At 45.8% G+C, this 13,245-nt stretch carries 9 protein-coding genes; all 9 read left to right on the top strand.

The window, feature by feature from the left end; translation table 11 throughout:
* Positions 1-104: 104 nt before the first annotated feature.
* The 9 genes from DXN04_RS12725 to DXN04_RS12685 all read left to right on the top strand — a co-directional run bounded on the left by DXN04_RS12725 (position 105) and on the right by DXN04_RS12685 (position 13,222).
* Positions 105-1,562: a sodium:solute symporter gene (locus DXN04_RS12725; RefSeq protein ID WP_116853735.1), complete on the top strand. Its 1,458-nt coding sequence runs from the start codon at positions 105-107 to the stop codon at positions 1,560-1,562.
* A gap of 1 nt (position 1,563) precedes the next feature.
* Positions 1,564-2,373 carry an N-acetylmuramic acid 6-phosphate etherase gene (gene murQ / locus DXN04_RS12720; RefSeq protein ID WP_116853734.1) on the top strand — a complete coding sequence of 270 codons (810 nt, stop codon included), beginning with the start codon at positions 1,564-1,566 and terminating at the stop codon, positions 2,371-2,373.
* Complete coding sequence (locus DXN04_RS12715) at positions 2,363-3,556, top strand: anhydro-N-acetylmuramic acid kinase (protein ID WP_116853733.1); 1,194 nt, start codon at positions 2,363-2,365, stop codon at positions 3,554-3,556. Before murQ ends, DXN04_RS12715 begins: the two co-directional genes overlap by 11 nt.
* A 135-nt stretch (positions 3,557-3,691) precedes the next feature.
* Positions 3,692-4,438, top strand: a complete 747-nt coding sequence (locus tag DXN04_RS12710) for a DeoR/GlpR family DNA-binding transcription regulator (RefSeq protein WP_116853732.1) — start codon at positions 3,692-3,694, stop codon at positions 4,436-4,438.
* 408 nt (positions 4,439-4,846) lie between these two features.
* Positions 4,847-7,951: a SusC/RagA family TonB-linked outer membrane protein gene (locus tag DXN04_RS12705; RefSeq protein WP_233525583.1), complete on the top strand. Its 3,105-nt coding sequence runs from the start codon at positions 4,847-4,849 to the stop codon at positions 7,949-7,951.
* A 19-nt stretch (positions 7,952-7,970) separates the two neighbouring features.
* The gene (locus DXN04_RS12700; RefSeq protein WP_116853730.1) at positions 7,971-9,266 is read left to right on the top strand and encodes a RagB/SusD family nutrient uptake outer membrane protein; all 1,296 of its coding nucleotides are present in this window, start codon (positions 7,971-7,973) and stop codon (positions 9,264-9,266) included.
* 282 nt (positions 9,267-9,548) lie between these two features.
* On the top strand, positions 9,549-11,510 hold the full coding sequence (locus tag DXN04_RS12695) for a gliding motility-associated C-terminal domain-containing protein (RefSeq protein WP_116853729.1): 1,962 nt from the start codon (positions 9,549-9,551) through the stop codon (positions 11,508-11,510).
* A 13-nt stretch (positions 11,511-11,523) separates the two neighbouring features.
* Entirely contained in the window at positions 11,524-12,543 is a 1,020-nt protein-coding gene (locus DXN04_RS12690; RefSeq protein ID WP_116853728.1) for a PorP/SprF family type IX secretion system membrane protein, read from the top strand.
* A gap of 235 nt (positions 12,544-12,778) precedes the next feature.
* Entirely contained in the window at positions 12,779-13,222 is a 444-nt protein-coding gene (locus tag DXN04_RS12685; protein WP_116854313.1) for a c-type cytochrome, read from the top strand.
* The last annotated feature ends 23 nt before the right edge of the window (positions 13,223-13,245 follow it).

The following is a 13,245-nucleotide window of genomic DNA, read 5'->3' as shown; positions in this document are numbered from 1 at the left end:
CGTCTTTTTGCACATTATTTTAGTTTTTTTGCGTTTTTCTCTGTAAGTTTATTTGAGGGAATGCGTTTTTATGCGGTTTTATCTGCCAAAATTGTATATCGGTTATGTCACCAGTGCTCTTATTTTCAATCGTAGTCGTTTATTTTATTGTCTTATTGGTAGTAGCCTGGTATACCGGCCGTAATTCCAGTAACGAGTCTTTTTTTATTGGCAACCGCAATTCCAACTGGATGCTGGTAGCTTTTGGTATGATTGGTACCTCCCTGAGCGGTGTCACTTTTGTAAGTGTGCCCGGCGATGTGGCGAAGAATTCCTTCTCCTATTTCCAGGTGACCATCGGGTACCTGATTGGCTATCTTGTCATTGCCTTTGTGCTCCTGCCGCTCTATTACCGGCTGAAGCTGACATCGATCTATAATTACCTGGAGACCCGTTTCGGCGTGGCATCATACAAAACCGGCGCTTCCTTCTTTATATTATCCAGAACACTGGGGGCCACTGCAAGGTTGTACCTCGTAGTGAATATCCTGCAGGAAGCAATCATGAACCAGTTCGGAATCCCTTTCTGGGTTACGACGCTGGTCATCCTGCTCATGATCCTGCTTTATACTTTCGAAGGTGGGGTAAAGACCATCGTATACACAGATACTTTGCAGACCACCTGTATGCTCCTGGGCTTAGTACTTTGCACCATTTACATCCTGCACAGCATGGACATCAGCATGGGTGAAAGTATCAACAGGATGTCGCAGCAGGGTATGACGAGGATCTTCTTCGGTGATCCCAACAGTAAGTTATTCTTCCTGAAGCAAATACTGGGTGGTGCCTTTATCACTATCACCATGACGGGTATGGACCAGGAAATGATGCAGAAAAACATCTCTGTAAAAACACTGAAAGATGCACAGAAGAATGTGGTGACCCTGTCACTCATCCTGATGGTCGTATTACTGTTGTTCCTGTTCTTAGGCGGTTTATTATACCTGTATGCAGAGCAGCTGAATGTAGATGTAAAGGGCGATAAACTCTTCCCTGCACTGGCGCTGAATCACATGCCTGCTTACATGTCTATCATCTTTATCGTGGCCTTGATCTCTGCCCTGTTCCCAAGTGCAGATGGTGCCATTACAGCACTGACCTCCTCTTATTGTATAGATATCCTGGGTATTAACAGGAACGCTGAGCAGAACGAAAAGCAAAAGAAATCTACCAGGCAGCGCGTACACCTGGTCTTCACATTTATCTTCCTGCTCTTCGTACTGGTCTTTAAATGGATCAGCAGTGCGAGCATGATAGGTGTAATCCTTACTGTAGCGAGTTATACTTACGGACCATTGCTGGGTTTATTCTCCTTTGGCATACTCACCAATCGTCGTGTGCATGACAAGGCGGTGCCTGTAATTGCGGTGGTAGCACCATTGGCCTGTTTATTACTGGATACCTATCAATCAGCAATACTCGGCGATTTCAAAATAGGGCTGGAACTACTACTTATAAACGGATTGCTCATGTTCGCCGGCTTATGGATTTTCTCAAAACCCGCAGAAAAAACATTATTATAATATGCTAACTACTGAAAGTTCATCTCACTATAACAACCTCGAAAAGATGAGCGTAAAAGCCATCCTGGAAGGGATCAACAGTGAGGACAATACTGTACCACAGGCGGTCGCGAAGGCGCTGCCGCAAATCGAAAAGCTGGTAACGGCTACCGTAGAACGAATGAAAAAAGGGGGTCGCCTTTTTTACATCGGGGCAGGTACCAGCGGGCGATTGGGGATCCTGGATGCATCAGAATGTCCGCCCACATTCGGCGTAGGTTTTGATCTGGTCATAGGGTTGATAGCAGGTGGTGATACCGCCATCCGCAAAGCAGTAGAATTTGCAGAAGACGATAAAGAACAGGCGGTAAAAGACCTGGATGCATATCATATCAATGAGCATGACGTAGTGATAGGAATAGCAGCATCAGGGACCACGCCTTATGTAATAGGTGGTGTGAAACAAATGCGGGCACGTGGTATTCTCACGGGATGTATTACCTGCAATCAGAACAGTCCATTGGCCGCAGAAGTGGAATACCCTGTAGAGGTACCGGTAGGTGCAGAGTTCCTGACAGGCAGCACCCGGATGAAAGCCGGTACTGCACAGAAGCTGGTGTTGAATATGATCTCTACTACCGTCATGATCCAACTGGGCAGGGTAAAGGGCAATAAGATGGTGGACATGCAACTGAGCAATCATAAACTGATAGACAGGGGCATCAGGATGGTGATGAGTGAACTGGGAGTAGACAAGGACAAGGCAAAACAACTGATCGAAGAGCATGGCAGTATCAGAGCCGCCATCGAAAGCCGTATGCATGAACAGTAATTTACAAAGACTCTTTACCATTACGCAAAAGCCGGTACGACGTATTATCGGCCTGATGTCAGGTACATCGCTCGACGGGCTGGATGTAGCTTTGTGTGCAATCAGTGGCAGTGGCATGGAGACGAAAGTAGTACTGGAGCAATTTGAAACAGTACCCTATCCACTGGAAGTAAAAGATGAAATCCGCAAAATCTTTGCAAAGGAAACCATCGCTTTTCAGCAGCTTTGCCTGCTCAATCCATGGATTGCAAATCATCATGCAGCCTGGATTCTACAGTGCTTACAAAAATGGAATATAGCACCTGCAGCAGTCGATTTGATTGCATCGCACGGTCAGACAGTATATCATAGTCCTAAGATTTTGCATCAGCAGGCAGCGTTTCCAAATGCGACTTTGCAAATAGGAGATGGGGATCACATCGCCGTCAAAACAGGCATTATCACCCTGAGTGATTTTCGCCAGAAGCATATTGCGGCAGGAGGAGAAGGAGCCCCGCTTGCATTGTATGGTGATTACTGTTTATTCTCTCAACAGGGAGAAGACAGGATCATGCTGAACATGGGAGGAATTGCAAACTTCACATTCCTGCCCGGATCACTGGATGCAGGTAAAGTATTTGTAACGGATACGGGACCGGGCAATACCTTGCTGGATGCATTTTCCCGTCATTATTTCGGGAAAGAATTTGATGAAGATGCAGCATTTGCAAAGCAGGGAACAGTAAATGAACAATTGTTGGCTGCCTTAAAAGATAATTCCTTTTTCAAAGAAGGATTCCCACGTACGACAGGCCCTGAATTATTTAACAGGGAATACGTATTGGCAGCGCAATCAAAAAGTCAGACCACCGGTCTGCTCCCGTTTGATGTGATGGCCACCCTCACCCAATTCAGTGCAGATACAATCACCGATGCATTACTAAGTGTACTGGATGCAAACAAATCTTACGCCGTATACATGAGTGGTGGTGGTGCACACAATCCGCTCCTGGTAGAATTGATTAAAACCCGCATGCCGCATCTGAAAATTAAAACGACCGCTGAGCTGGGGATAGCCGGAGATGCAAAAGAAGCGGTTTTATTTGCTATCTTGGCAAATGAAGCGGTGATGGGAGAGGGAATCAATTTCGGGAAGCCCGGGATGCCGGCTATCACTATGGGCAAATGCTCATTTCCTGCATAAACCGGCAAGATTCTCAAAAATATTGGCGTGAACCAGCAAAAAATGCGGATTTATATTTGGATTTGTGCGTTTTTTTGCTGAATTTCATTTCCAGATCGCACCAATCATTATTTTCAACCAACTAATCATAGCGGGATGCTAAAAGAAGAACGCCACGCCTATATACTACACCAGGTGAACTTACATAACAAGGTGCTGTCTTCACATCTGAGTGAACAGATCCAGGTATCTGAAGATACGATCCGCAGGGACCTGGCTGAACTGGCGCAGGAAGGTAAAATCATCAAGGTACATGGTGGTGCGTTGTCAAATTCTTTTCATCTCGGTATCACTTCTCAGGATGTATATGCTGTAGAAGATAAAAAGACCATCGCGTTAAAAGCGGTACAGCTTATACAGGATGGCATGTTTGTATTAACAACAGGTGGTACCACCATTGCGGAACTGGCGCGGATGCTGCCCAAAGATCTGCAGGCCACTTTTATAACAGTTAGTTTACCGGCAGCTTTTGAATACGCCAACCATCCTAACATCGAAGTGATCGTAATAGGCGATAAACTGGCCAAAGGTTCCAAGATCACAGTAGGTGGAGAGGCGATTTCAAAAATCAAAATGATCAAAGCAGATCTGTGTTTCCTGGGGAATAATGCGATGGATGCCAATGATGGTTTGACGGACAATGACTGGGAAGTGGTGCAGGTAAAACGTGCCATGATCAGTACCTCGAAAAAAGTAGTGGTATTGTCCATCTCAGAGAAACTGGATACAGCAGAGCAGCTGAAGATCTGTGATGTGGAAGAGATAGATATTCTGATTACAGAGTTGCCACCTAATTCTAAGAAATTGCAACCTTACAGGAAGAAAGGCATTCAGATATTGTAATAAACACTTGTGAATAAACTACAGGATTGTTTTAAAAGTAAATTTCACCCAATTAAATTCGGGTAAGGGGAGGAGGAATTTTAATTTTCATTTTCTACATACCTCCTGGTTACTTTTGATGCAAACCCGGAAATCAAAATCGTCGTTCAGTATGGAAGCTATGCGCAAAGGATAATCAGTAATTCATTTTGCAGGACCGTTGTCGTAAACAGTGAAGTGTATCGCCTGAAAACTGGTGTGGAGCAACAATTGCCACCAGTCAACACCTGTAATCATTTTTTTATTAAGCATTATTGACTCATTGTATGCATGAGTCATTGTATCATTTAAAAAAACATTTATCCCTACGGGACATGGGGATACTTTGCCAGGATCTATCGTCTTTACATTTAAAAATTAGCTATGAGAATGTATCAATTATTCCGGCACATCAGGTGCAGGTACCTGTTACTCTTCTTTGTCATGCAGTGTTTAACTGCCGCCACCGTCTTCGCACAGGTAAAACTGACAGGTAAAGTAACAGACGAAACCGGCACTCCATTGCCCGGCATCACTGTAGCCATCAAAAACACCAAATCAGGTGCTATGACTGACGTGGATGGCAAATTTGTGATCAACGCCGAACTGAAACCAGGCACTTACACTGTGAGCTTCTCCGGTGTCGGCTTCGCTGCTAAACAAAGTGAGCTCGTCATTGGTACAGGCACCACCTATACATTAGATGCCCAACTGGGTGCTGCTGTATCCAAACTGGATGAAGTAGTCATTACAGGTACATCCGCAGGTACTACCCGCAGGCAACTGGGGAGTTATGTGAGCACTGTAAAAGCAGCAGAACTTTCCAAAGGTGCTACCGGCAACGTACTCGCTGCATTGCAGGGTAAAACCATGGGCGCACAGATTACTCAGAACTCCGGTGATCCTGCAGGCGGTATCTCCGTAAAACTACGTGGTATCAGTACCATTTCCGGTTCAACAGAACCATTGTACATTATAGATGGTGTGATCATTGACAACTCTACTACCCGTGTAACCAATGCAGATGCCAGCTACAATGGTGGTACATCTGTAGGTAGTGTAGGCCAGAACCGTATGGTGGATATCAACCCTGCGGATATCGAAAGCATGGAAGTACTGAACGGTGCAGCAGCAGCGGCCATTTATGGTAGCCGTGCAAATGCCGGTGTGGTACAGATCTTTACCAAGCGTGGTTCAGGTGGTGCGCCTATCGTGAATTTCAGCACCAGCTTCAATGTCAACCAGCTGCGCAAAAAACTGGATGTAAACGAAGCCCCTACCAAATTTGGCGGTGATCCGGCTACATCCACACAGACAATCCTGACACCTACTATCACCAATACTACCGATGTACAACGCTACGATTACCAGGACTACATCTTCCGCACTGGTGTAGGGTCTGACAACAATATCTCCGTTACCGGTGGCCAGAATAAAACCAAATACTATGCTTCAGCCGGTTATCTCTACAATCAGGGTATTGTAAGGAATACTGATTTCAACCGTTACAGCTTCCGCTTAAACCTCGACCAGGAACTGAACAACTGGATCAGCTTCAACGCCAGCATGAACTATGTGTATAGCAAATCAAACGAGAAACCGGATGGTAACTCTTTCTTCTCACCTACCAACTCTGTCACCATCATTGGTAACTATTACGACATCTGGGCAAGAGATGCACAGGGAAATATAAAGGCAGTGGGAGAACGTGGACGTGTAAACCCTGTTTCCGTAATAGAAGACATCAAACAGCAGCAGCAAACGAGCAGGATCATCGCGGGGGCGGGTATTAAACTCAAACCCGTGAAGAACCTGACTATCGACTATCATATGGGTATTGACAACTATAGTCAGGATGGTACTACCCTCATTCCTCCTTATGCTTACAATGTAAGTTCCAGCTTCTTTGGTGGTGGTGCTTCACTGGACCCTACCCAGAATGGTTACGCCAGTGCAGGTAACAACAATTCATTCCTGATCAACCATGATCTGAATGCTACTTACAATGCACAAATCAGTAGTCGCCTGGCTTCAGTAACACAGGTTGGTTTCTCCCAGCAATATTCCAGAATGCACTATGCTCTGCAGCAGGGCCGTGGTCTGCCTCCTTACGTAACGACTGTAAGTGGTGCAGCTACTGCTATCACGGGTTATGATCAGCGTACAGAAACTTCTATCTCCGGCGAATACATCCAGCAGAACTTTAAATACCGCGACCAGTTCTTTGTAACAGGTGCATTGAGAATAGATGGTTCATCCGTATTCGGAGAGTCAGAAAGAAACCAGCTGTATACAAAACTGAGTGGTAGCTATGTGATCTCCGGTACCGATTACTGGCAGAACCTCGGTGTATCCAAATGGTGGAATGTGTTAAAACTGCGTGCGGCATATGGTGAATCCGGCAACCTGACAGGCATCCCTGCCTATGGACGTTACAATACATACAATGCAGTGGCATTCGTAGGTGCAGCTTCTTTCACTTCACCTACCACTTACACCAACCCGAATGTAAAACCGGAAAGGCAAAAAGAACTTGAATTTGGTACAGACCTCGCTTTCCTGGACAGTCGTGTGAATGTGTCTGTGAACGTATATCATAAGCGTGTAAATGACCTGCTCATCAGCCGTGCCATTGCACCCACACAAGGCTATTCCAGCAGCCTGGACAACATCGGTTCGCTCCAGAACAATGGTGTGGAAGTATTGCTGAATGTAGCGCCTGTGAAGGCAAAAGATTTCGAATGGAACCTGACTGCTATCTGGAACCACAATAGAAACAAAGCACTGGATATCGGACAATCACTCATCCTGTACAGCACAAACAGTGGTGCCCCGGTAGCTATTGCAAATGGTCAGCCTATAGGTTTCTTCTATGGCACTTTCTTCGCACGCGATGCGAATGGCAAAGAAATCACCAATGCAGCCGGTATTCCGCTGACAGAACTGGGTACACAAAACGGTGCGATGAGCTATACCGCTGGTCGTGATGCGAATGGCTTACCAACAGGCTCCTCCCTGCAAAAGAAAATTGGTGATCCGAATCCTGACTGGACAGGTACCCTGACGAACGATTTCCGTTACAAAAGATGGAACCTGCATACACAGCTGGATGCCGTACAGGGAGGCAGCGTATTCAATGCTGACTTCAGAACCAGGCAGGGTGTGGATAATGGCAAGGTGGCAGAACAGGAAGACAGAGGTCAGCTGCCACGTGGTTATATCGCAGGTGTATATGCTATTCAGGAATGGAGAATTGATGATGGCTCTTTCGTAAAACTGAGAGAATTATCATTGAGCTACAATATTGGCAAAGTTAAAGGGATCAAAGATCTGACAGTGAGCGTGGGTGGTAGAAACCTTTACTCATGGGATCATTACAAAGGATACGATCCGGAAGTAAACGCAGCAGGACAAAGTACAATACTCCGTGGTATTGACTTCGGTACAGTGCCTGCTCCAAGAACTTACAACGTAGCGATTCGTGCCAAATTCTAAACCATCAAAAAGGAGATTCATGAAAAGGTATATCAATAACTATAGCAGGTCCATTATGGCAGGGATTCTTCTCTTTGCTGCATCATCCTGCAAAAAAGATTATACAGATCCTTCCGGGCCTTCAACGGACAATGCATTCAATACTCCGAATGCACTGACTGATGTAGCGGTAGGTTTACAAAACTGGTACACAGCCAACAGAACCGGGAATGTGTATACTAAGATAGCTGCTGCCAGTTTGCTGACCGGCGAAACCTATGTGGTCAACGCAGGTAATACAGATGAAAATCAGCTGTACCTGGGTGGTACCAATGTGCAGAACACCAATACAATTGTGACAGGCCTCTGGACCGTCAGCAATAAAATCATCTTCGATGCCAACAATGTACTGAGTCATGTGGATGCCGTAGTTGCCGATAAAAGCTATGCCAGTGGGCTCATCGCCTACACCTCCATCTGGAAGGCGCTGGCTATTGGTGATATGGCGGAGTTCTGGGAGCAGATTCCGGATACTACAGGTACAAATGTTCCCTTCATTACCAATACTGCTGGTTATGCCAAAGCCATTGCCATTATTAACAATGCGCTGGCAGCGATCAGTGCCAATGCAGTGAGCAGTACTTTTACTAAAAACATCCCTGCGGGTATCGATCTGCAAAACACCCTGTATGCGCTGAAAGCCCGCTATGCATTGTTTGCCGGCGATTATACTACAGCACTTGCAGCAGCTAATGCTGTAACACTAAGTACTACCTCTACTTATAACTACAATGCACTGACCACAAATCCCATCTTCACACTGGTAACGTCTACCAACAACATTTACCAGGTAACTGACTCTACTATGAGCCTGCCTGCAGGCCTCCGTCCTGATACTGATGACAAGCGTTATCCATTTTATGTAACGATCAGCAGCAGTCCGCGCTTCCGTATCAAAGGTTTCTACAACGCAGTGTCACAGGCTATTCCTGTATACCTCCCCGGAGAGATCACATTGATCAAGGCAGAGTGTTATGCCCGTCAGCATGATGTGGCAAATGGTTTAATCGAGTTGAATAAAGTGGTGACCAAAACCGCATCGCAGGATGCATTTGGTGTGGGAGCTGGTTTGCAACCAGTAGTAGCTGCCACCGAAAGTGAACTGCTGGACCTGATTTACAAACACCGCCGTATCGAACTGTTCATGGGTGGACTGGCACTGGAAGATGAGCGTCGCTTTGGCAGACCTACTACCGAGCGCAAGCGTTCTTATTTTCCTTATCCATTCGTAGAGCGGAACGATAATACAAATACGCCAACAGATCCATCATTCTAATAAACACTGAAGTTCAGTTGTAAGCCGGCCACATAATTTGTGGCCGGCTTTATTATTCATTCGTCTATAAATTCCCCCCTTCTGCATAGTATTTCCCCCTGTTAATGTTAATAGGATATTTTTGTCTCACCACTCGACCTAGCATTCTGTTAATCTCAAAGCATTTTCCGGTATTGACTCATCTTGTATTTTATTAAAAAAGAATGCCGAAAGGATGGCCTGCGGCCACTTTTAAAATCGAAATGCTGTCAATACCCAATTTCCAAGTACTATACCTGTATAATGATCATTGCTATCTTAAAACGTAAGCGTGCAAGAGTGAGCGCTTGTTTCAAGTGTTTGCTGTCGATGTGGTTGCTGCTACTTTGCTCACACGAAATGAAGGCCCAGTTATGTACCGGGAGCCTGGGTGATCCCGTTGTAAGTCTTGACTTCGGATCAGGCACTTCCGATTTTGGCGGTGCACTGGCATCGGGCATTACTACGTATACATATGTAGCGAAAGCATTTCCCAGTGATGGATATTATACAATAGAAAGTTCCACTGCCAATTCAGGTTCGGTATGGTGGAGTACCACGGATCATACGGGGGGTGGCTATATGATGGTCGTAAATGCCGCTACTTCAGTACAGGATTATTTCTATAAGAAAACAGTAACAGGTTTATGTGGAGGTACTACCTATGAATTTGCAGCATGGATTGTGAACCTGCTGCGTTCACAGGATAATAATCCTCCTAACGTGACATTCTCCATTCTGTCAACCGACGAATCTACCACTTATGGCAGCTATACCACAGGCTCTATTCCCCTCACCAGTGGGGGCGCTGTCTGGAAACAGATTGGTTTTTATTTCACCACACCCGCAGGGGTAACTGATGTAGAAATCAAAATCAGCAATAGTAGTCCGGGTGGTGCGCCAGCCAATGACCTGGCCCTGGATGACATTACATTTCGTGCCTGCGGACCTACCGTGACCGCCTATACCAGCGATGGCGCTTCTGCTAAGGAACTGTGTAAAGATGATGCCACCGTGTTCACATTCAATGGCACTGTATCCAGTGGCTATACAGATCCTGCTTATCAATGGCAGCTGAGTACAGATGGTGGTACTACCTGGACAGATATCAGTGGTGCGACCAGTACAACTTATGTACGCCAACCTACAGCAGCAGGTACTTATCTATATAGAATGACTGCCGCATCCACTACCAATATCGGATCTTCTGCTTGTCGTGTCAGTTCAAATGTGATCACGATCCAGGTCGATGATAACCCTGATCCGCAGGCCAGTAGTAATGATCCGGGCTGTGAAGGAGATACGCTTGCATTAAGTGCCACTACATTTTCCGGGGCCACCTATAGCTGGACTGGTCCTAATGGCTTTACGAGCAGTGAACAAAATCCCGTGATCTACCAAGTGACGGATGCTAACAACGGAGACTACATTGTAACCCTGACGACGGCAGTAGGTTGTACCAATAAAGATACCACCAGCATCGATGTAAACCCGGCACCCGATGCGGACGCGGGCGAAGATCAAAACATGTGTGAAGGCGCTTCCGTAACACTGGAAGGGAGTGGTGGCAGTACCTATTTATGGTCTCCATCAGCTACACTTACAGCTCCTACGAGTGCGACTACGAATGCTTCTCCAACCGATACTACTTCTTATATATTAACAGTGAGCAATGGTACCTGCAATGCTTATGATACAGTGACGGTGAATGTATGGAAACTGCCAACAGCTAATGCTGGTGCGGATCAGCACATCTTTGAAGGCGAAGCCGCACAGCTGGCAGGTATTGCAGGTGGCACGGATGTAAGCTATGCATGGACCCCGGTGTATAATATTACTGATGCATCGATTCTAAATCCCATCGTGACACCTGCGGACAATACCACCTATACCCTGACCGTCAGCTCCAACCTGGGTTGTGGTGATGCAACAGATGATGTATATATCCGGGTGTACAAAACGATCATCATCCCGAATGCATTTTCTCCCAATGGCGATGGGATAAATGATACCTGGAAGATAGCGAAGCTGGATACCTACCCTGAAGCCATCGTAAATGTATTCAACAGGTATGGACAGGTGGTTTTCCACAGCCAGGGCTATGGTACGGAATGGGATGGTACTTACAATGGTAAGCCCTTGCCGGTAGGCACTTATTATTATACAATAGATCTGAAAATTGGGTTTGGCACTAATCCCAGTGGTTGGGTGGTGATTCTCCGATAAGAAAACCAGCGATATGAACAAAGTGATCATTTTAGGTATTTCCATGCTGCTGGCGATAAATGGGTATGCACAGCAAAAGCCACACTATACACAGTATATCCTTAACCAGTATATCATCAATCCTGCATTGTCAGGTATAGAAAACTATATTGACGTGAAGGTGAGTCATCGCCATCAGTGGACGGGGCTGAGCGGAGGGCCGGTTACAAGTTATGTTACGATCCAGGGGCCGATCAATAAAAAGGATTATCATACTACCGCCACTTCTTTTGCTGTACCTGGCGAAAATCCACGCGGACAACGATATTGGGAAAATTATACGGCAGCAGCGCCTCATCACGGTGTAGGTATGCAGCTGATCAATGATGTGACAGGGCCTTTGTCTAACCTGAGTTTGTACGGCACCTATGCCTATCATATAGGTCTTACACCGCGAACGAATCTGTCAGCCGGATTTGGTGCGGGTTTCAGCCGCTTTAGTCTGAACAGTTCTTCCCTGAATTTTAATAATACGACCGTGGATCCGGTGGTCTATTCCAGCGGCATCCTGAACAGGACGAAGTTTGATATGACAGCGGGTGTATACCTCTATTCAGCAGATTATTTCATCGGTGTATCTGCACAGCAGATTGTGCCCAATACCCTGAGCTATTCAGATCATACTATCACAACAACAACCGGGAAAACGGTACCACACATATTCATAACTGGAGGGTATCGTTTTTTAATAACAGAGGATCTAAACCTGACACCATCTCTGATGGTCAAATATATCAACCCCCTGCCGCTGCAGGTGGAAGTGAATACTAAGTTGCAATACCGGGACATGATCTGGATAGGGGCGAGCTACCGGCATAAGGACAGTTTTGCGGGTATGGTGGGTTTCAATATCTCCAATACCGTGAACCTGGGTTACTCATATGACAATGCGACAACTGCGCTGGCGGCTTATAACCGTGGTACCCATGAGCTGGTACTGGGCTTTACTTTCGGCAATAAATATGACGATGGTTGCCCGCGAAATGTGTGGTAACGCCGTGTAATCGAAACGTTAAATATACTGCTGAGATTCGGCCAAAAATGTGAAAAGCAGTAATTTTCCGGCGCTTTTTTCTTAAACCTTCAACTGCCGATGGCCTGTCCCGCTCATAGGGACAGGCTACATTTTTATCCTGAAATGTCATCCATTCGTCATAATAAGTTTGTAATATCTGTTGAGTTTCCTAATTTCATTCCGGAAGCTTATTACTATTACAAAACCCATGGTCATGAAATTTAAGAAGTCCCTTATAGTGCCATTGTCATTGCTAGTGGCAGTGTCGCTTTGTTCACTTTCAATGCCTCCTGAGGAGAAGGCAAAGAACCTGAAAGTATTGCCTAAGAACACCAGTCATGAAGAGCTGATGCAGACAATGCGTGTTTTCAACAAGTCATTGGGTGTAAAATGTGATTTTTGCCATGCGCATTCCAAGGATGATCCTAAGAAGATGGATTTTGCCAGTGATGTAATGGAAGAAAAGGAAACGGCCAGGGATATGATGAAATTGACAATGCGGATCAACAAGAAGTATTTTAAATCAGGTAAGGATGAGAATGGTAAACAGATTATGACTGTGACCTGCTACACTTGCCACAACGGGCAGAAATTCCCCGAGTCAACCCCTCCCGGTGGTGGCCATGATGGTCCTCCGCCTCCCCCACAAAATAATTAATTATTTATTTCAGGCAGCCGGCC

It is taken from the genome of Chitinophaga silvisoli (assembly GCF_003412465.1).
In the GTDB taxonomy this organism is placed as follows: Bacteria; Bacteroidota; Bacteroidia; order Chitinophagales; family Chitinophagaceae; genus Chitinophaga; species Chitinophaga silvisoli.
The sequence above is the reverse complement of the archived record's forward strand: the minus strand, read 5'-3'. Positions and strand labels throughout refer to the sequence as shown.

Bases quoted from the DNA above. Each gene is read 5' to 3' on its own strand.
- DXN04_RS12700 (WP_116853730.1), top strand. From the start codon at position 7,971: ATGAAAAGGTATATCAATAACTATAGCAGGTCCATTATGGCAGGGATT.
- DXN04_RS12685 (WP_116854313.1), top strand. From the start codon at position 12,779: ATGAAATTTAAGAAGTCCCTTATAGTGCCATTGTCATTGCTAGTGGCA.
- DXN04_RS12690 (WP_116853728.1), top strand. From the start codon at position 11,524: ATGAACAAAGTGATCATTTTAGGTATTTCCATGCTGCTGGCGATAAAT.
- DXN04_RS12715 (WP_116853733.1), top strand. From the start codon at position 2,363: ATGAACAGTAATTTACAAAGACTCTTTACCATTACGCAAAAGCCGGTA.
- DXN04_RS12710 (WP_116853732.1), top strand. From the start codon at position 3,692: ATGCTAAAAGAAGAACGCCACGCCTATATACTACACCAGGTGAACTTA.
- DXN04_RS12695 (WP_116853729.1), top strand. From the start codon at position 9,549: ATGATCATTGCTATCTTAAAACGTAAGCGTGCAAGAGTGAGCGCTTGT.
- DXN04_RS12705 (WP_233525583.1), top strand. From the start codon at position 4,847: ATGTATCAATTATTCCGGCACATCAGGTGCAGGTACCTGTTACTCTTC.
- DXN04_RS12725 (WP_116853735.1), top strand. From the start codon at position 105: ATGTCACCAGTGCTCTTATTTTCAATCGTAGTCGTTTATTTTATTGTC.
- murQ (WP_116853734.1), top strand. From the start codon at position 1,564: ATGCTAACTACTGAAAGTTCATCTCACTATAACAACCTCGAAAAGATG.